Annotated in this window: 16 protein-coding genes; 10 read left to right on the top strand and 6 right to left on the bottom strand. The window is 61.9% G+C overall.

Annotation, left to right across the window (positions count from 1 at the left end; genetic code table 11):
* Window positions 1–399: 399 nt before the first annotated feature.
* The 3 genes from ACLH0I_RS08545 (at window position 400) to ACLH0I_RS08535 (ending at window position 5,497) form a co-directional block, all read left to right on the top strand.
* A complete protein-coding gene (locus ACLH0I_RS08545) occupies window positions 400–1,758 on the top strand; it encodes a TolC family outer membrane protein (RefSeq protein WP_186704625.1) in 1,359 nt (452 codons plus the stop codon).
* Window positions 1,759–1,777: 19 nt separating this feature from the next.
* On the top strand, window positions 1,778–3,937 hold the full coding sequence (locus ACLH0I_RS08540; protein ID WP_186704624.1) for a type I secretion system permease/ATPase: 2,160 nt from the start codon (window positions 1,778–1,780) through the stop codon (window positions 3,935–3,937).
* A 195-nt stretch (window positions 3,938–4,132) separates the two neighbouring features.
* Window positions 4,133–5,497: an HlyD family type I secretion periplasmic adaptor subunit gene (locus ACLH0I_RS08535; protein ID WP_186704623.1), complete on the top strand. Its 1,365-nt coding sequence runs from the start codon at window positions 4,133–4,135 to the stop codon at window positions 5,495–5,497.
* A gap of 150 nt (window positions 5,498–5,647) precedes the next feature.
* Here ACLH0I_RS08535 and ACLH0I_RS08530 read toward each other — a convergent pair whose 3' ends face one another.
* Together ACLH0I_RS08530 and ACLH0I_RS08525 are read right to left on the bottom strand one after the other, a co-directional pair.
* Window positions 5,648–6,244 carry a tRNA-uridine aminocarboxypropyltransferase gene (locus ACLH0I_RS08530; RefSeq protein ID WP_411386789.1) on the bottom strand — a complete coding sequence of 199 codons (597 nt, stop codon included), beginning with the start codon at window positions 6,242–6,244 and terminating at the stop codon, window positions 5,648–5,650.
* A gap of 2 nt (window positions 6,245–6,246) precedes the next feature.
* Window positions 6,247–7,140 carry a LysR family transcriptional regulator gene (locus ACLH0I_RS08525; RefSeq protein WP_003184133.1) on the bottom strand — a complete coding sequence of 298 codons (894 nt, stop codon included), beginning with the start codon at window positions 7,138–7,140 and terminating at the stop codon, window positions 6,247–6,249.
* A gap of 341 nt (window positions 7,141–7,481) precedes the next feature.
* Here ACLH0I_RS08525 and speB point away from each other — a divergent pair, with 341 nt between their 5' ends.
* The 4 genes from speB to ACLH0I_RS08505 all read left to right on the top strand — a co-directional run bounded on the left by speB (window position 7,482) and on the right by ACLH0I_RS08505 (window position 12,066).
* Window positions 7,482–8,432, top strand: a complete 951-nt coding sequence (gene speB, locus ACLH0I_RS08520; RefSeq protein WP_411386788.1) for an agmatinase — start codon at window positions 7,482–7,484, stop codon at window positions 8,430–8,432.
* A gap of 9 nt (window positions 8,433–8,441) precedes the next feature.
* On the top strand, window positions 8,442–8,849 hold the full coding sequence (locus ACLH0I_RS08515) for a YybH family protein (RefSeq protein ID WP_411386787.1): 408 nt from the start codon (window positions 8,442–8,444) through the stop codon (window positions 8,847–8,849).
* A 49-nt stretch (window positions 8,850–8,898) separates the two neighbouring features.
* Window positions 8,899–10,413: a purine-cytosine permease family protein gene (locus ACLH0I_RS08510; RefSeq protein WP_411387476.1), complete on the top strand. Its 1,515-nt coding sequence runs from the start codon at window positions 8,899–8,901 to the stop codon at window positions 10,411–10,413.
* Between the two features lie 264 nt (window positions 10,414–10,677).
* Complete coding sequence (locus tag ACLH0I_RS08505) at window positions 10,678–12,066, top strand: sodium:solute symporter (RefSeq protein WP_411386786.1); 1,389 nt, start codon at window positions 10,678–10,680, stop codon at window positions 12,064–12,066.
* A 250-nt stretch (window positions 12,067–12,316) separates the two neighbouring features.
* Here ACLH0I_RS08505 and ACLH0I_RS08500 read toward each other — a convergent pair whose 3' ends face one another.
* Together ACLH0I_RS08500 and ptrR are read right to left on the bottom strand one after the other, a co-directional pair.
* Window positions 12,317–12,445 (bottom strand): PA1414 family protein, encoded by a 129-nt coding sequence (locus ACLH0I_RS08500; RefSeq protein WP_003198971.1) that lies wholly within the window; start codon window positions 12,443–12,445, stop codon window positions 12,317–12,319.
* A 139-nt stretch (window positions 12,446–12,584) separates the two neighbouring features.
* Window positions 12,585–13,478, bottom strand: a complete 894-nt coding sequence (gene ptrR, locus ACLH0I_RS08495; protein ID WP_411386785.1) for a putrescine utilization regulator PtrR — start codon at window positions 13,476–13,478, stop codon at window positions 12,585–12,587.
* A 104-nt stretch (window positions 13,479–13,582) separates the two neighbouring features.
* Here ptrR and ACLH0I_RS08490 point away from each other — a divergent pair, with 104 nt between their 5' ends.
* On the top strand, window positions 13,583–14,755 hold the full coding sequence (locus ACLH0I_RS08490; RefSeq protein ID WP_411386784.1) for an MFS transporter: 1,173 nt from the start codon (window positions 13,583–13,585) through the stop codon (window positions 14,753–14,755).
* On the opposite strand, the gene ACLH0I_RS08485 is transcribed toward ACLH0I_RS08490, so the two are convergent.
* Window positions 14,756–16,210 (bottom strand): NCS1 family nucleobase:cation symporter-1, encoded by a 1,455-nt coding sequence (locus ACLH0I_RS08485; RefSeq protein ID WP_186730818.1) that lies wholly within the window; start codon window positions 16,208–16,210, stop codon window positions 14,756–14,758.
* 426 nt (window positions 16,211–16,636) lie between these two features.
* Window positions 16,637–17,473: a S1 RNA-binding domain-containing protein gene (locus ACLH0I_RS08480; protein ID WP_186704614.1), complete on the bottom strand. Its 837-nt coding sequence runs from the start codon at window positions 17,471–17,473 to the stop codon at window positions 16,637–16,639.
* A 339-nt stretch (window positions 17,474–17,812) separates the two neighbouring features.
* Here ACLH0I_RS08480 and ACLH0I_RS08475 point away from each other — a divergent pair, with 339 nt between their 5' ends.
* Both ACLH0I_RS08475 and ACLH0I_RS08470 read left to right on the top strand, forming a co-directional pair.
* The gene (locus tag ACLH0I_RS08475) at window positions 17,813–18,001 is read left to right on the top strand and encodes a hypothetical protein (protein ID WP_018607615.1); all 189 of its coding nucleotides are present in this window, start codon (window positions 17,813–17,815) and stop codon (window positions 17,999–18,001) included.
* 189 nt (window positions 18,002–18,190) lie between these two features.
* The gene (locus ACLH0I_RS08470) at window positions 18,191–18,901 is read left to right on the top strand and encodes a TorF family putative porin (RefSeq protein ID WP_411386783.1); all 711 of its coding nucleotides are present in this window, start codon (window positions 18,191–18,193) and stop codon (window positions 18,899–18,901) included.
* The last annotated feature ends 34 nt before the right edge of the window (window positions 18,902–18,935 follow it).

Genomic DNA, 18,935 nt, shown 5'->3' with positions numbered 1-18,935 from the left:
TCCTCAGATTGGCGGCCTGCAAAGCTGGAAAATCTGCCAGCTTTCGAGAAGGAGGAACGTGCTGGCAATTCGCCTAAACGACAAAAAACCGTCACCTGTAACCGCCTCATCCATCGCCCTTTCGGCACTTCTTCACATCGCTTAAAAATCTGAATGGAACTTTTATTGACGCCTAAAATCCGTCAGAACCCGCAGATTCAAAGGCTTTCGCTTTGAACAATGTGCCGGTTTTTTACAAGCACATAAGTTTTTTTCGGAATAAGAGTTATGAGAAATTCTTCTTAGGTTTTGCGCAGGATGTTCTTAGCTGTGTTGTTACAAGGTTGAAACGGTTTTGATCTTAAATACGTCAATAAATTGGCGACAACGAAGCACTACAGACCTCAGGAGATGCACCCCATGCGCGTTCTAACCCCCCTCTGCAGCGCGGTTTTGCTGGCCATGGCCTGCTCTTCTCAGGCGCAGGCCATGTCCTTGACCGAAGCGATCCAGAGCACCATCGCGACTCACCCGGAATTGGCACAACGGGTGGACAGCCGCCTGTCGGCCAATGAAGACGTCAAAGTCGCCCGGGGGGGCTTTTTCCCGTCGGTGGATCTCAATGCCGGTTATGGCCGTGGCTACAGCGACAACACCAACACCCGGGCGCAGGGCAACCACCACACCAATATCCTGACCTACACCCAATCGGAACTGCGCCTGCGGCAGATGATCTTCGACGGGTTCAACACCGCCAATGAAGTGCAGCGCACCCAGGGCGTGGTCAATTCCCGGGCCTATTACGCCCAGGGCACCGCCCAGGATCTGGCACTGCGCACCATCGAGGTCTACCTGGAAGTGCTCAAGCGTCGCGAACTGGTGACCTTGGCCAAGAACAACCTGCAGGCGCACCTGCGGGTCAACGACCAGATCGGCCTGCGCACCGAGCGAGGGGTGGGCAGTACGGCCGACTCCGACCAGTCCAACGCCCGTCGGGCCCTGGCGGAAAACAACTTCGACACCGCCCAGGTCGACCTGGCTGACGCCGAGGCGAACTTCTACAGCGTGGTCGGGCGCATGCCCGATGAACTGGAAGCACCGCCCTCGACCAAAGGCGAGCTTCCCGCCGACCTGCGCGAAGCCCAGCAAAGCATGGTGGATAACAACCCGTACCTGAAATCGGCCCAGGCCGACATCCAGTCAGCCGAAAGCCAATATGAAGTGGCAAAATCGCCGTTCTATCCGCGCTTTGACGCCGAGGCGGCAGTGGGCGCCAACAACAACATCGGTGGCGAAGAAGGCCACGACAACAACTGGCGGCTGGGCGTGGTGATGAACTACAACCTGTTCCGCGGCGGCAGCGACAAGGCGCGGCTGGCGTCCAACGCCCACCAGATCAACCAGGCCATGGACATCCGCAACAACGCCCTGCGCCAGCTCAACGAAGACACGCGCCTGGCCTGGAACGCCATGCTCAACGCCCGCAAGCAGACCCCGACCGCCCGCGAATACGCCGACACCACCGCCCGTGTGCGCGCCGCCTACCAGGATCAGTTCGGCCTCGGCCAGCGCACCCTGCTCGACCTGCTCGACAGCGAAAACGAGTTGTACAACGCCAACCGTCGCTACACCGAAGTGCGCTACACCGAGGAATACTCGATGTACCGGGTGCTGGCGAACATGGGCCTGTTGTTGCAAAAACAACGGATCGTGCTGCCGGCCGATGCGGTCGCGCAGACCGAAGTCAAGAACCAGGCACGGTTGCCGGAACTGAAGTAATCCAGTGGGAGCGATCAATGTGACCAGCATGGAACCCGCAACCCCCGGCGCCGATCCGCGCCTGAACTTCGATGATCCCTTGCTGGACGGCCTGTTGATCCTCTGCAAACTCCATGGCGCGACGGCCAGTCGCGCCAGCCTCAGCGCCGGGCTTCCTATGGCGCACCAACGCTTGAGCCTGGACCTGCTGCCCCGCGCAGCGGCCCGGGCGGGCTTGCAGGCGCGACTGTTGCGTCGTGAGCTGGCGGACATCTCAGCCCTGAACCTGCCGGTGATGCTGATCCTGGCGGGGGGCCGCTGCGCCGTATTGCGGCGCTGGGGCGAGGATGGCAAGGCGCTGATCCTCCCCAGCGAAGCCGATGGCGGTGAACAATGGGTCAGCCGCGAGGAACTGACCACCGATTACAGCGGCCAGGCGCTATTCGCCCGGCCGCGCCATGAACTCGAAGACTTGCGCGCCCCGCTGGTGCCGCGGGTCGAGGCGTGGTTTCGCGACACCCTGAAACTGTCGCGCTGGCTGTACAGCGATGCGATCCTGGCGAGTTTCCTGATCAACCTGCTGGGCCTGATGGTGCCGCTGTTCGTGATGCAGACCTACGACCGCGTGGTGCCGAACCAGGCCACGTCGACCTTATGGGTGCTGGCCGTGGGGCTGCTGATCGGCACCGGTTTCGAACTGGTGCTGCGGGTGGTGCGCGCCCATCTGCTGGACACCGCCGGCAAGAAAACCGACGTGATTCTCTCCGCGACCCTGTTCGAACGCATCACTGGCATGGCGATGAAGGCCAAACCGGTGACCATCGGCGGCTTCGCCCAGAGCATCCACGACTTCCAGGGCCTGCGGGAATTCCTCACGGCGGTGACGCTCACCAGCCTGATCGACCTGCCGTTCGCCCTGCTGATGCTGGTGGTGATCGGCCTGCTGGGCGGCTGGCTGGTGGTGATTCCCGTGATCGCATTTCCGATCACCATTGTCTTCGCCATGATCATCCAGGCACGCCTGCGCGACACCGTGCAAAAAAGCCTGGCCCTCGGCGCCCAGCGCCAGGCCCTGCTGATCGAAACCCTCGGCGGCCTGGAAACCCTCAAGGCTTGCAGCGCCGAAAGCGAGCGCCAGCACCAATGGGAAAGCACCCACGGCGCCCTCACCCGCCTGGACAGCCATGCGCGCAACCTCTCGGCACTGGCGACCAACGGCACCTTGTTCCTGCAACAACTGGCGGGCATGGCGACCATCGTCGCCGGGGTCTACAGCATCATTGCCGGCAATCTCAGCGTCGGCGCGCTGGTGGCGACCTACATGCTCGGCAGCCGCGTACTGGCCCCGCTCGGGCAGATCGCCGGGTTGATCACCCGCTACCAGCAAGCCCAGCTCACCATGCGCAGCACCGATGCCCTGATGGCCTTGCCCCAGGAGCGTGACGCCAAGCAGCGGCCTCTTGAGCGCACCCAATTGCAGGGCGCGCTGGACGTCAGCGGTGTGACGTTCCACTACAACGGCCAGAGCGCCCCGGCACTGGCCAATATCAGTTTCAGCCTCAAGCCCGGCGAACGGGTCGGGATCATCGGCCGCAGTGGCTCAGGCAAGAGCACCCTGGCGCGCCTGGTGATGGGTTTCTATGCACCGGAGGAAGGCCAGTTGCTGCTCGACGGCCTGGACCTGCGGCAACTGGACGTCGCCGACCTGCGCCAACAGATCGGCTACGTCGCCCATGACCTGCCGCTGCTGGCCGGCAGCCTGCGGGACAACCTCACCCTCGGTGCGCGCTACATCAGCGACGCGCGCATGCTGGAAGTGGCGGAACTGACCGGTGTCACCGAACTGGCGCGCCAGCATCCCCAAGGTTTCGACCGCCCGGTGGGCGAGCGCGGACAACTGCTGTCCGGCGGCCAGCGCCAGGCTGTGCTGCTGGCCCGGGCCTTGTTGCTCGACCCGCCGATCCTGCTGCTGGACGAACCCACCAGCGCCATGGACAACAGCAGCGAAGACGTCTTGCGGCAGAAGCTTCACACCCACGTACAAGGCAAGACCGTGCTGCTGGTCACCCACCGCACCTCGATGCTGAGCCTGGTGGACCGCTTGGTGGTGCTGGATAACGGCCGGATCGTGGCGGACGGGCCGAAGGACGCGGTGATCGATGCGCTGCGCAAGGGACGGGTGGGCTCCGCGGCGGTATAGCTGCCAACACAACCACTGTGGCGAGGAAGCTTGCTCCCGCTGGGCTGCGAAGCAGCCCCAAGGCGATTCACCCGGTTGTGTCAGGCGGACCGCGCCGGCAGGTTTTACGACGGCTTCGCCGCCGAGCGGGAGCAAGCTCCCTCGCCACAAAAAGCAGCACCCAGCTCTTTTCACTTAACCAACGGGTACCGCCCCATGTCTGCTCAAACACCGGATTCAGCCGCCCGAAGCTACTTCGGCAGTTTCAGCAAAAGCGCCGAAAGCGAGTTCATGCCGGAAACCGCCGGCGCCACGCTGCAGGATTCGCCCCGTCGCTCACGGGTCACCGTGTGGCTGGCCGCCGGGTTGATCGTCACCGGGTTGGTCTGGGCGAAGTTTGCGGTCTTGCAGGAAGTCACCACCGGCGAAGGCAAGGCGATTCCGTCGAGCAAGATCCAGGTGATCCAGAACCTGGAGGGCGGCATCGTCACCGAGATTTTCGTGCGCGAAGGCCAGATGGTGAACAAGGGCGACACCCTGCTGCGCCTCGACGATACGCGGTTCCTGTCGAACAAGGGCGAGAGCGAGGCTGATCGCTATGCCCTGACGGCTCAGGTCGAGCGCCTGTCGGCCGAAGCTGAAGGGCGGCCCTTCGCGCTCTCGGCAGAGGTCACCGCCAAGGCCCCGCAAGTGGCCGAGGACGAACGCTCGCTGTATGAACAACGCCAGCGACGCTTGGCCAGCGAACAACGGACCCTGACCGAACAGCTGCGGCAGAAGACCCAGGAACTGGCGGAGTTTCGTTCCAAGCAAGGCCAGTTCAGCTCCGCCCTGGCCTTGCTGCAAGAAGAAATGAATATGTCCGCGCCGCTGGTGCGCACCGGGGCGGTATCGCCGGTGGAGATCCTGCGGCTCAAGCGCAGCGCGGTGGAAATCCGTGGCTCGCTCAATGCCACCACCCTGGCCATTCCCCGGGCCGAATCGGCGATCAACGAGATCAAGAGCAAGATCGACGAATCGGAACAGACCTTCCGTTCCGAGGCAGCCAAGGACCTCAACGAGAAACGCACCGAACTGTCGAAGATCACCGCCTCAAGCATCGCCATCGACGACCGCGTGACCCGCACCACCGTGGTCTCGCCGGTGCATGGGGTGATCAAGCAATTGAAGGTCAATACCATCGGCGGCGTGGTGCAGCCGGGCAACGACATGGTGGAAATCGTGCCCCTGGAAGACAACTTGCTGATCGAAGCCAAGGTCCGCCCCCAGGACGTGGCGTTCCTGCACCCAGGCCAGAAAGCCATGGTCAAGTTCAGCGCCTACGACTACACGATCTATGGCGGGCTCAGCGCCAAGCTCGAACTGATCGGTGCCGACACCATCACCGACGACAAGGGCAACAGCTTCTATTTGATCCAGGTACGGACCGATAAAAACCACTTGGGCGGCGATGCCAAGCCGTTACTGATCATTCCGGGGATGGTGGCGACGGTGGACATCATCACTGGGGAGAAAAGTGTCCTGGATTACTTGCTCAAGCCGGTCTTGAAGGCGCGGACCGAGGCGATGCGTGAGCGATAGGCCTTGAGCTGAGACTTTCTTTGATTGCTCTACCGCTATCGCGAGCAGGCTCGCTCCCACATTGGTTCTGTGGTGTTAGCAGATTTTGCATGCACTGGAGATCAACTGTGGGAGCGAGCCTGCTCGCGATGAGGCCAGCACAGTCACGACTTATTTCTCAGCATGATTACGCCGAAACGTCTCCTCCCCCATCGCCGCAATCTGACCCTCGATCAACGCCTCGAACGGCCGCAGCAACGGCTCGAAGCTCACCGGCGCCTCAAGCACTTGCAACGCCTGGACAATCGCCTCCACCGTCGACAACGCCCCCGGCCCCGGTGCCTTGCGCAAACGATAACGAGACACCCCGCCCTCGGCCAATGTCACCCTCGGCAGCGCCGCCAACAGCGGGTTGAGGTGCAGCAGCTTGCGCGCCTTGCGCCAAGTGCCGTCGGGCACGACCAGTAGCAACGGCTCATCGGAGGGCGCATAGGCTTGCAGCGGCTGTGCATCGTCAGCCGGAAACAACAACCGCGCCTGATAACCCGGTTGATTGAGCAACCTGGGCAAATCCTCGAACACCTCGCCCACGATCAGTTCAGCGTTATTAAGCCCCAACGCCGCCAAGCGGGCAGTGTTCAAGGCGTGGTTCACTTCGCTGGGATGCTGCAACAGCAAGACGCGGGTGCGGCTGTCGAGGCTGGGGATCAACGGGCACAGGCAGTGGCTTTGCGGTCGTTGGCAGCGCGGGCATTGAGTTCTGGACATGGTCAGGCCTGGTTCAGTTGAGCTTTGAGCAAATCGCGGAAGGTCTGGATCAGCGGCTCGCGGCTGCGACCACGGCGTACGATCATCGAAAACGGCGCCTGATAGCCGAAGGTCGCCGGCAACAGCACGCGCAAGTCGCCCTTGTCGACCCAGGCCTGGGCGTAGTGTTCAGGCAGGTAACCGACGTAGGCCCCGGACAACACCAGGATCAACTGCGCTTCCATGCTCTCCACCGTCGCCGCGCTGTGCTTGAAGCCATGACGGGCCAGTTCGGCCTGGCTCCAGTAACCGCGCCCGACCATGCGCTGCTGGGTGATGACCTGCTCGGGGATGCGCCGCTCGTTGAACAGCGGGTGACGGTTGCTGCAATACAACCAGTGCTGCTCACGGTACAGCGGCATGTAGACCAGCCCGCTCATGCGCGTGGAAAACGCACCGATGGCCAGGTCCAGGCGGTTGTCCTGCACGCCGAGTTGCAGCTCGTAAGGGCTCATGACCGACAGGTGCAAATGCACCGCCGGATGCTCCTGGCTGTAGGCACCGATGGCTTCGGCGAACGGCAAGGCCTTGTCGCTGACGGTGGAGTCGATCACCCCCAGGTTCAAGGTGCCACGCAGCTCACCCTTGAGCGCGGCGGCGTACTGCTCGAACCCTTCGAGCTCGCCCAACAGGCGCAAGGTTTCCTGATGGAACAATTCGCCCTTGCTGGTCAGGCTGAACCCACCCCGGCCGCGATGACAGAGCACCAGGCCCAGGGCCGATTCCAGTTGGCTCATATAAGTGCTGATGGCCGAGGTGGAGAGGTTGAGCTCGTGCTGGGCATTGGCGAACCCCTGGTGCCGGACCACGCTGACGAAAATGCGCAGCAGTTTCAGGTCGGGTAGAGCATTGGCCATGGGGGTGTCTCCGGATCACACATAGACAGTACTTGTCGCGCTTTTGTGGCGAGGGAGCTTGCTCCCGCTCGGCTGCGAAGCAGTCGTAAACCTACCCACGCGATGTACCTGATACACCGAGGGGAATGGTTTTGGGGCTGCTTCGCAGCCCAGCGGGAGCAAGCTCCCTCGCCACCGGGGTAATCGTCTGCCCCAGGATTGCGCTGCTGCGGAGTCTATCGCCCCACCCGCCATTAGTTTAGAAAAATCTGAACTAAGTATTTGCCGCCAGGGATTCTTCACGGCAAACACTTTTCGCAGAATCGGCCCCTGATAAATAAAACAACGATGAGGCCCTACCCGTGGACAAGATTCTTCACCAACCACTGGGCGGCAACGAAATGCCGCGCTTCGGCGGCATCGCCACCATGATGCGACTCCCCCACCTTCCCACCGCTGCCGGCCTGGACGCTGCTTTCGTCGGCGTGCCGCTGGACATCGGCACCTCCCTGCGCGCCGGCACCCGTTTCGGGCCGCGGGAGATTCGCGCCGAATCCGTGATGATCCGCCCCTACAACATGGCCACCGGCGCCGCACCGTTCGACTCGCTGTCAGTGGCGGACATCGGTGACGTGGCGATCAACACCTTCAACCTGCTGGACGCGGTGCGGATCATCGAAGAGTCGTACCACAAGATCCTCGAACACAACGTCATCCCCCTGACCCTGGGCGGCGACCACACCATCACCCTGCCGATACTGCGAGCCATCCACAAGAAACACGGCAAGGTCGGCCTGGTGCACATCGACGCCCATGCCGATGTGAACGACCACATGTTCGGCGAGAAAATCGCCCACGGCACCACCTTCCGCCGCGCCGTGGAAGAAGGCCTGCTCGATTGCGACCGCGTGGTGCAGATCGGCCTGCGGGCCCAGGGCTACACGGCCGATGATTTCAACTGGAGCCGCCACCAGGGCTTTCGCGTGGTCCAGGCCGAAGAGTGCTGGCACAAATCCCTGGCGCCGTTGATGGCCGAAGTGCGTGAAAAAGTCGGCGGCGGCCCGGTGTACCTGAGCTTCGACATCGACGGCATCGACCCGGCCTGGGCGCCCGGCACCGGCACCCCGGAAATCGGTGGCCTGACCACCATCCAGGCGATCGAAATCATCCGTGGCTGCCAGGGCCTCGACCTGGTCGGTTGCGATCTGGTAGAAGTCTCGCCGCCGTACGACACCACCGGCAACACCTCGCTGCTGGGCGCCAACCTGCTGTACGAGATGCTCTGCGTACTGCCTGGCGTGGTTCATCGCTGAGGCGCCGCCATGAACCATCGAGACCAGGTTCTCAAGGCCGCCGCCGAGCTGGTGTCGGCCTTCGCCCGCAACGATCGCGAGGCTTATTTCAGTGCGTTCAGCACCGATGCGAGCTTCGTGTTCCACACCCTCGAACAGCCCCTGCTGTCACGCGATGCCTACCAGGCGTTGTGGGATCGCTGGCGGTCCGAGGATGGCTTCGAGGTGCTGAGCTGCACCTCGAGCAACGCCTTCGTCAGCCTGCAAGGGGACGTGGCGATTTTCATCCATGACGTGGCCACCGAGCTGCGCATGCAAGGGGAGCTTCACATTAGCCAGGAGCGCGAAACCATTGTGTTTCGCCAAGAACAACAAGGCCTATGGCTGGCCTGTCATGAACATTTGTCCGCAATGCCGGAAGGGCTGCCACCCCCTTAGCCACAGGCGACATTCACAACCGATGAATGCGCCTCGATGATCGGAGCAGATCATGAATAACAATAACGATAAAAGCCTTACGCAGATTGAAACCAACGGGGTCGAACAGATCCCGGACCACGAACGCACCGCCGGCCCGGGCGACCTGTTTCGCCTGATCTTCGGCGGCGCCAATACCTTTGCCACCGCCGTGCTCGGCAGTTTTCCGGTGCTGTTCGGCCTGTCGTTCCAGGCCGGGGTCTGGGCGATTGTGCTGGGCGTGTTGGTGGGTTCGATCATTCTCGCGCCGATGGGCCTGTTCGGTCCGCTCAACGGCACCAACAACGCGGTGTCATCCGGTGCGCACTTCGGCGTGCACGGGCGAATCGTCGGCTCGTTCCTCTCGTTGCTGACCGCCATCGCGTTTTTCTCACTGTCGGTGTGGAGTTCGGGCGATGCATTGATCGGCGGCGCCAAGCGGCTGATCGGCGTGCCGGAAACCGACTTGAGCCTGGGCTTGGCCTACGGCCTGTTCGCCCTGCTGGTGTTGACCGTGTGCATCTACGGCTTCCGCTTCATGCTGTGGGTCAACCGCATCGCCGTGTGGGCCGCCAGCCTGCTGTTCCTGCTGGGCATTTTCGCCTTCGCACCGACCTTTGACAGCCAGTTCGCCGGCACGGTCAGCCTTGGCCAGCCGGGCTTCTACGCCGCCTTCATCGGCGCGGCGCTGGTGGCCATGAGCAACCCGATTTCCTTCGGTGCGTTCCTCGGTGACTGGTCGCGCTATATCCCGCGCAACACGCCCAAGCGCCGCATCATGCTGGCAGTGATCGCGGCGCAACTGGCGACCTTGATCCCGTTCCTGTTCGGCCTCGCCACCGCCACCATCGTGGCGATCAAGGCGCCGGACTACATCGCGGCCAACAACTACGTGGGCGGGCTGCTGGCGGTGTCGCCGGGGTGGTTCTTCCTGCCGGTGTGCCTGATCGCGGTGATCGGCGGCATGTCCACCGGCACCACGTCGCTGTATGGCACCGGGCTGGACATGTCCAGTGTGTTTCCACGGCTGCTGTCGCGGGTCAAGGCGACGCTGCTGATCGGCGTGCTGTCGATTGCCTTCATCTTCATCGGGCGCTTCGCGGCGAATCTGGTGCAGAGCGTGTCGACCTTCGCGGTGCTAATCATCACCTGCACCACGCCGTGGATGGTGATCATGATCATCGGCCTGCTGGTGCGCCGCAGCTTCTATTGCCCGGACGATCTGCAAGTCTTCACCCGCGGCGAAACCGGCGGGCGCTACTGGTTCAGCCACGGCTGGAACTGGCGCGGCCTGGGGGCGTGGATCCCCAGCGCGCTGGTGGGGTTGTGCTTCGTCAACCTGCCGGGGCAGTTCGTCGGGCCGCTGGGGGAACTGGCCGGCGGGATCGACATCAGCCTGCCGGTGACCCTGGGCCTGGCCTCGGTGGTGTACCTGGCGTTGTTGGGGCTGTTTCCAGAGCCGGCGGCGGTGTATGGGCCGCAGGATCCGCGGAGCCAGGACGCTTCGGTGCCCAGCGATAAACCAGTCCTCAGGCAAACCGCCTGATCCGAGCAAACGAAATACCTGTGGCCAGAGATTGCTCCCGCTGGGTCGCGCCCGTAGGAGCTGTCGAGTGCAACGAGGCTGCGATCTTTCCCCAGCCACTTGAATCTCAAGCGAAAGATCAAAAGATCGCAGGCTTCGCCAGCTCCTACAGAGCCCAGCGGGAGCAAGCTCCCTCGCCACAACAGCCCGTTCGCACTGAGGCTGCAGTGCCAGGGACAGCACCGCCTCGTCCCACATAAAAAAGACAATCGGAGACACGCCATCATGGCTTTGGATTTAATCGTCGTTCTCATCTACGCCGCCGGCATGATCGCCCTCGGCTGGTATGGCATGCGCCGCGCCAAGACCCGTGACGACTACCTGGTCGCCGGGCGCAACCTCGGCCCGGGCTTCTACCTGGGCACCATGGCCGCCACCGTGCTGGGCGGCGCATCGACCATCGGCACCGTGCGCCTGGGCTACGTCCATGGCATTTCCGGATTCTGGCTGTGCGGCGCCATCGGCCTGGGCATCGTCGGCCTGAGCCTGTTCCTGGCCAAGCCGTTGCTCAAACTGAAGATCTACACCGTGACCCAAGTGCTGGAACGCCGCTACAACCCGGCCGCGCGCCAGGCCAGTGCGCTGATCATGCTGGTGTATGCGCTGATGATCGGCGCCACCTCGACCATCGCCATCGGCACCGTGATGCAGGTGCTGTTCGGCCTGCCGTTCTGGATGTCGATCCTCGTAGGCGGTGGTGTGGTGGTGCTGTATTCCACCATTGGCGGCATGTGGTCGCTGACCCTCACGGATATCGTGCAATTCCTGATCATGACCATTGGCCTGGTGTTCCTGCTGATGCCAATGTCCATCGGCGATGCCGGCGGCTGGGACGCGATGGTGGCGGCCTTGCCGGCCAGCTACTTCGATTTCACCGCGATTGGCTGGGACACCATCCTCACCTACTTCCTGATCTACTTTTTCGGCATCTTCATCGGCCAGGACATCTGGCAGCGGGTGTTCACCGCCCGCAGCGAAGGCGTGGCCAAAGTGGCCGGCACCGCCGCCGGCCTGTACTGCGTGCTGTACGGCCTGGCTGGGGCGTTGATCGGCATGGCGGCAAAGGTATTGCTGCCGGATCTGGAAAACGTCAACAACGCCTTCGCCAGCGTGGTGCAGACCAGCCTGCCCAATGGCATTCGTGGATTGGTGATCGCCGCGGCCCTGGCGGCCTTGATGTCCACCGCCGCGGCGGGCCTGCTCGCCGCGTCCACCACGGTGGTCCAGGATCTGCTGCCCCGCCTGCGTCATGGCCGTGAGAGTGGCAGCGGCGACGTCCACGAAAACCGCATCGCCACCCTGCTGATGGGGGCGGTGGTCCTGGTGATCGCCCTGGTGGTCAGCGACGTCATCAGCGCCCTCACCCTGGCCTACAACCTGTTGGTGGGCGGCATGCTGATTCCGCTGATCGGCGCCATCTACTGGAAACGCGCCACCACCGCTGGCGCGATCACCAGCATGTCGCTGGGCTTCTTGACCGCGCTGTTCTTCATGTTCAAGGATGGCCTGGATGCGAACACGCCGATCTACTACAGCCTGAGCGTGGCGCTGGTGAGTTTCGTGCTGGTGAGCTTGCTGTCGCCCAGGTCGAACGTGGTGGCCAAGGCGGTTTGATCGACCACTGAATCAAGCCGAACACATTTGTGGCGAGGGGATTTATCCCCGCTGGGCTGCGAAGCAGTCCAGTTTAAGCGTTTCCTATCCTTCAGAAGATACTCATGACCTGTTTGCGACTGCTGCGCAGTCGAGCGGGGATAAATCCCCTCGCCACAGGGGTTTGTCTTCGCCAATAAAAAGATCGCAGTTCCGGGCCATCTCGATCGAGATGGTCCGGAACTGCGATCTCTGCAAATTCCTGGTGGGTTTAACGGCGGCGCGGCTGGCGGCGGCGTTGCTCGTCATCGGTGCGGATCGGTACCGGTTGCATCGGCGGCTCGATCAGGCCAAGCGCGACACCCAAGTCGTGAAGCCAGTTCTGGATTTTCTCTTTCATCGTGGTGCCCCCTCAGGGTGGTGCGAGCGGCAGATTTCTGTGGCCCCTTCGCACTGATAATAGTCCGATGTGCTACGCAATGCTCGTCTCAGTTTGCAATGATCTGTTACTGAATTGATCCAAATCCACCTCCCGGAGTTCAAGCCGATTGCGCCGTGATCATTGGCGCTCGCGGCCACGCCTGTTGTTGCAATTCAATCCAGGCATTCAAGTTGGCCCCGACCATGCCTTTACGCCACATCAGCCAAGTGGTGGCGCTGGCAAACGGCTCGGCCAGCGGATGCACCGTCACCCGCTCGCGGCCCGGCAGGCTGGCCAACATCGACTCGGACATCAACGCCACGCCGGATCCGGCGATCACACACGCCAGCATCCCCTGGTAAGACTCGATTTCCATCGCCCGGCCCATGGTCGCGTGATCATGGGCAAACCAGGCTTCCAAGCGCATCCGGTACGAGCAGCCACGGCGGAACGTGAACACCGCGCGGCCCTGCACATCCAGCGCACTGCGCACCGGCGGGTGATCGGCCTCGGTGATCAGCACCAACCGTTCGTCGCACAACGGCACGCCATCCAGCCCCGCCAACTCCAACGGACCGTCCACCAACGCCGCATCGAGCCGATTGGTGAGCAGGCCTTCAAACAGTTCACCACTGGGCCCCGACTGCACTTGCAGGTTCACCGCTGGATACGTCCGGTGATACGCCGCCAGCAGGTCCGGCAAATGCGTCGCCGCCGTGCTGTACATCGTGCCCAGCAGGAAATCCCCGGCCGGCTGTCCGCCCTGCACCGCTGCGTGGGCTTCGTCGTGCAAGGCGAAGAGCTTGGTTGCATAGTCCAGCAGGACTTTTCCTGCCGGTGACAACTGCAAGCGCTGACGCTCTCTTAGGAAAAGGTCTACGCCCAACTGCTCTTCGAGCTGCTTAAGCCGGGTCGACAGATTCGAGGGCACCCGGTGCAAGCGCTCCGCCGCCCGGGTGATCGAACCTTCCTCGGCCACGGCCTGGAAAATCCTTAACTGGCTGAACTCCACGACCTTCTCCAAAAAAGAACAAGTTACTCACTATTATTCATTTTTAATGAAAGTCAATCAGTCCTAGCCTGACGGTCATTCGCCCCGACACCCGGAGAACGACCATGTCACCCCTAATTCGCCTGCTTGGCAGTTTCATCGCGCTGATGATGGCCATGGGCATCGGCCGCTTCGCCCTCACACCGCAGTTACCTCATTTGATCGGCGAAGGTCAGGTCGACTTGACCGCCGCCGGTCTGATTGCCGCCGCCAACTACCTGGGTTATTTCCTCGGTGCCCTGGACGCCATGTTCGCCCGGCGCCCGGAACAGGTGCGGCGGCGGTTGCTCGGCGGCCTGTGGCTGTGCGTGCTGCTGACCCTGGCGTCGTTCTGGGCCTGGGGCTTCTGGCCGCACCTGGCATTGCGCTTCGGCACCGGCGTAGCGAGCGCCTGGGTGATGGTGATGATTACCGCCCTGAGCCAACCCTTGGCAGCGGCGACGGGACGGCCACGGCTCGGCGCACTGGTGTTTGCCGGCCCTGGGTTGGGGATTTTCCTGACAGGTTTGTTGGCGTTGGGCTCGAACCTGCTGGACCAGACCTCCGCAACCCTGTGGCTGACGTACGCCGGCGTAGCGCTGGCGATGTTGCTGGTGATTCTGCCGATCCTGCCGCAACCCGCCGCAACCGCGACCGTTGCCGCGCCAGTCACCTCCTCGCCGAATCGTGGCATCGCTCGACTGGGCGTGGTGTATGCCTTGTACGGCGTGGGCTACATCATTCCGGCCACGTTCCTGTCACAAATGGCCTCGGCGCAGTTCCACGGACAATGGCTGGCGGACCTGTTCTGGCCCTGCTTCGGCCTGGCCGCCGCCATCGGCGTGTTGCTGGTCAGCTTGCGGCGGCCGAACCCGAACAGCACCGGTCGCTGGCTGATCGGTACGCTCTGGCTGCAAGCCGCTGGGGTGTTTGCCTGCCTGCTGGGCAGTGGGCCGGGGCTGGCGCTGGGGGTGATCCTGTGTGGTGCGCCATTCCTGGCCTGCATGCAGCTGGTGATGCTGCGCTCCCGGGAACTGGCCCCCCACGCCACCCAGCGCAACGCCGGCCTGCTGACCGCCTGCTTTGCCGTGGGTCAGCTCAGCGGGCCGTTGCTGGCAGCGCTGAGCAGCCATTTCAGCGGCGGCCTGCAACCGGCGCTGATCATTGCCGGCAGCGGCCTGCTGTTGGCTGGCGGCCTGTTGCTGCGGCCCGCCAGCCGGGGCGCGGTGGGCCCTTGCGCCCAGACCGCCCTGCGTTGATCAGGCCTGGCCGGCCGGGCTGAACGCTTTGCTCGATTGCGCGGTCGGCTCTCGTAGGGCCAAGGCGAAATACAACACCCCGCCGAGGAAGCAACCGGTGAACCAGGCGAAGTTGGCCATCGGTTGCAGCAGCGGCGTGAAGGTGATTGCCACGCCCATCAAGGTCGCCGGGATCAGCGCCTTGACCGCGGTCCAGTTGATACCGCCGCTGTAGTAATAGCGTCCGCTCGGCCCGTCATTGAACAGCGCATCGACGTCGATCTGCTGTTTTTTGATCAGGTAGTAATCCACCAGCAGAATCCCGAACAGCGGGCCGATGAAGGCGGCCAGCACGTCCAGGGTGTAGTGGATCACTTCAGGGTTGTTGAACAGGTTCCACGGCGTGATGAAAATCGACGCCACCGCCGCGATCATGCCACCGGCGCGCCAACTGATCTTGCTCGGCGCGACGTTGGCAAAGTCGAACGCCGGGGACACAAAGTTGGCGACAATGTTGATGCCGATGGTGGCGGTCACGAAGGCAAAGGCCCCCAGCAGGACGGCCACGTCGTTGTCGATGCGCGCCACGGTGGCAATCGGGTCGTGGAGCATTTCACCGAACACCGGCAAGGTCCCGGAAACAATCACCACGGTGACCAGGGAGAACGCCAGGAAATTCACCGGCAGCCCCCAGAAATTGCCCCGGCGCACGTCAGACATGCTCCGGCAGTAACGGCTGAAATCGCCGAAATTCAGCGTCGGGCCGGAAAAGTACGACACCACCAGGGCCGTCGCCACAATCACCTGGCCGAACGCTTGCCAGCCAGACAACGACTTTTCCGCCAGGGTGAAGCTGATATTGCTCCAACCGGCCTTCCACACGATCCAGCCGGCCAACAGGAACATCACCGCATACACCACCGGTCCGGCCCAATCGATGAAACGCCGGATCGACTCCATGCCGGTCCAGAACACCAGCGCCTGGACGAACCACAAGCTGAGGAAACCGAACCAGCCCAGGTAGGACAAACCGGCAAAATGCGGCGTCGCGTAGACTTCCATCGAAGGAAAAAACCGCAGCACCACGATGATCAGCGCGCTGGACGCCAGGTACGTCTGAATCCCGTACCAGGCTACGGCGATCAGCCCGCGGATCACCGCCGGAATATTCGCCCCGAACACGCCGAACGCCAACCTGCAAATGACGGGGTAAGGCACTGCCGCCTGCTGGCTCGGCTTGGCGACCAGATTGGCGATCAACTGCACGATGCAGATCCCGCCGAGCAACGCGATCAGCACTTGCCAACTCGCCAGGCCCAAGGCGAACAGGCTGGCAGCGAACACATAGCCGCCGACGCTGTGCACATCACTCATCCAGAACGCGAAGATGTTGTACCAATTCCATTTCTGCGGCAGCGGGCCCAGGTCCTGGTTATAGAGGCGGGGGCTGTAGCCGTTGGGCAATTGCTCGGACATTGCGGGGCTCCTTTTGAGTACCGCCGTGCCCCCGTATCGACCTGCTCACCATACTGCGCACGGGAGCCGGCATGGTTTGTATACGGGTTGCTACGCAGAATGCGTGCCATAGGCGTGGAATATGAGACAAACCGGGGTGTGTAGCGGGGGCTAAAGCCAGGCAAGCGCAGGCATGCGCCCACGAACAGGGCGTGGATGCATGCTAAAGGTGCAGGAGTTTGTATACAGAGATGAGCACCCGTGGCGAGGGAGCTTGCTCCCGCTGGGCTGCGAAGCAGCCCCAAAAGCGGTTGTATCACCACAGCATGTCAGGAAGAACGCCGGGGCCCGCTGCGCAGGCCAGCGGGAGCAAGCTCCCTCGCCACAAGGTCACAAGCCACTGGATCATTGATCACAAGGTTCACAAGCCAAGGATTCTGCGTTCGATCAGCTCAATTCAATGCGATCCGCATGAATGACAATCTGCCCATTCTTGTACAGCGCACCAATGGCCTTCTTGAAGTTGCCCTTGCTCACGCCGAACAGGCTGCTGATCAGCGCCGGGTCGCTCTTGTCGCTGACCGCCAGGGTGCCGTTGTTCTCACGCAACTTGGCGAGGATCTTGGCGTTGAGGCTGGTGGCGGCCTCCTGGCCAACGGGCTGCAGGCTCAGGCTGATCTTGCCGTCCGGACGGATTTCCTTGATGAAGCCCTTTTCCTGTTTGCCGGCGCGCATGAACTTGAAGATTTCATTCTTATGGATCAGGCCCCAGTGCTTGTTATTGATGATCGCCTTGAACCCCATGTCGGTGGCTTCGGCGACCAGCAAATCCACTTCCTGGCCCGGCGTGTAGTTGGCCGGGGTCTTGTCCAGATAACGATCCAGGCGCGCCGTGGCGGTGATGCGGCGGGTGTGCTTGTCGAGGTAGACGTGCACCACGCAGTATTCGCCGGCGGTCATCTGGCGCTTTTCTTCGGAATACGGCAGCAACAGGTCCTTGGGCAGGCCCCAGTCCAGGAACACGCCGATGCTGTTGATCTCAACCACTTTCAGGCTGGCGAATTCACCGACCTGGACCTTGGGTTTTTCTGTGGTAGCGATCAGTTTGTCGTCGCTGTCCAGATAAATGAAAACATTGAGCCAATCTTCATCTTCGCTGGGAATATCCTTGGGAATATATCGATTGGGCAGCAGGATTTCGCCGTCCGCACCGCCGTCCAGATATAAACCGAAGTTAGTGTGTTTAACCACTTGCAAACTGTTGTAGCGCCCGACTAAAGCCATTTCCAATACCCTCATTGCGTGGGCGGCATTCTACCCGGTTTTGCGGTGCGATTCGTGGCCGCCGGCACGGTTTGCCGACAAGGCCCGGCACAACCTTTGATTTTCCTGGGTTTTCATCCCGGGCACGGCCATTCGTCAGGCGAGCGGCGGTGCGTACCGCTTGCCATCGGCACATTATTTTTCGCACGGTTGTTATTTAAAACAGGGGCTTAGGGCAATAATTGACGGATAACCGCGCATTATTCCCGTCACGCCGACGAAAATTCAGAAGGATATTTGCCAAGCAATTGTCAAGTATTTCCTGTACGATGCCTGGCCCAATTAATTATCTACAGGTTAATGGCCGTCATGCGCGTAAAAGCATCCAACAGCAAAGCAAAGCCAGCTCCAGCCGTTGAAACCAGCGAGTCGATCAACGACCAGATCGCTGCGTTCCTCAAGTCCGGCGGCGAGATCCAGCAAATTGCCAAAGGCGTCAGCGGCCAGACATTCGGCCCGTCCAAGCAGATCAGCCTGGGCAAGAAGTAACCTGCGCGTCACCTGGTCCCAAAGCGCTTTGAGCTTCGAAGCGCTTGGACTGGAACCTTCCCCGCCTCACCCATTTCCCAAAAATCGACGAACGGCCTTCGCTGCCGAGTATTCGCCGGTATGCTTGCACCTCTCTAGCCCAAGCGTTTCAGCTTAGTTCCTGCTCCTCGCTATTTCATGGAGTGAAGCATGCGCATTCCTATTGTCCTGCTGATGATCAGCCTACTGTCCTGTTCTCTCGCTCATGGGCAGGTGTTCCAGCGCGAACTCGGCGACTTCGACCTCAAACTCGGCACCACTCCCAGCCGCAGCATGGCCCAGGGCCTGGTCACGCCGTCGAGCACCGGTTCGTTCCATGGTGGCCTTGACCTGAGCCACGACAGCGGCTGGTACGTCGGCCAGTGGTCACCCAGCGCCGGCCTATCCGCCGATCTTGAAGTCGATTCCTACATGGGTTTTAAACAACCCTTCGACCAGACCCTGGGCTACGAAGTCGGCCTGATCCACTACAGCTACCCCACCGTCGATACCCTCGACAGCCAGGCGTTCTACGGCGGCCTGACTGTGCTGGGCAGCCGCTTCGGCGCGGCCCTGAGCAACGATCCGGACAAGCAGAACAGCACACTGTTTGCCGACCTGGGCGGCAATGTGCCGTTCGGCATTGGCATCAGCGCCAAATACACCACCCACCAACTCAATACGCCGGTCTCGGTCGAGAACGGTTCTGTAGGCAGTTTCAGCGACTGGTCATTGAAAATTTCCCGCCCCTGGATGGGCATCGACCTGGACCTGATCTACAGCGACTCAAGCCTCAGCGGCAGCAGCTGCTCGGCGTACTCCGGCCACAACAGCGAATGCAACAGCCTGCTGACCCTCAAGATGGCCCATCCTTTTTACTAAGCGTTACGCATTAATCAGCTGAACTGCTGCGCGC

It is taken from the genome of Pseudomonas sp. MPB03 (assembly GCF_046605385.1).
In the GTDB taxonomy this organism is placed as follows: domain Bacteria; phylum Pseudomonadota; class Gammaproteobacteria; order Pseudomonadales; family Pseudomonadaceae; genus Aquipseudomonas; species Aquipseudomonas zanjanensis.
The sequence above is the reverse complement of the archived record's forward strand: the minus strand, read 5'-3'. Positions and strand labels throughout refer to the sequence as shown.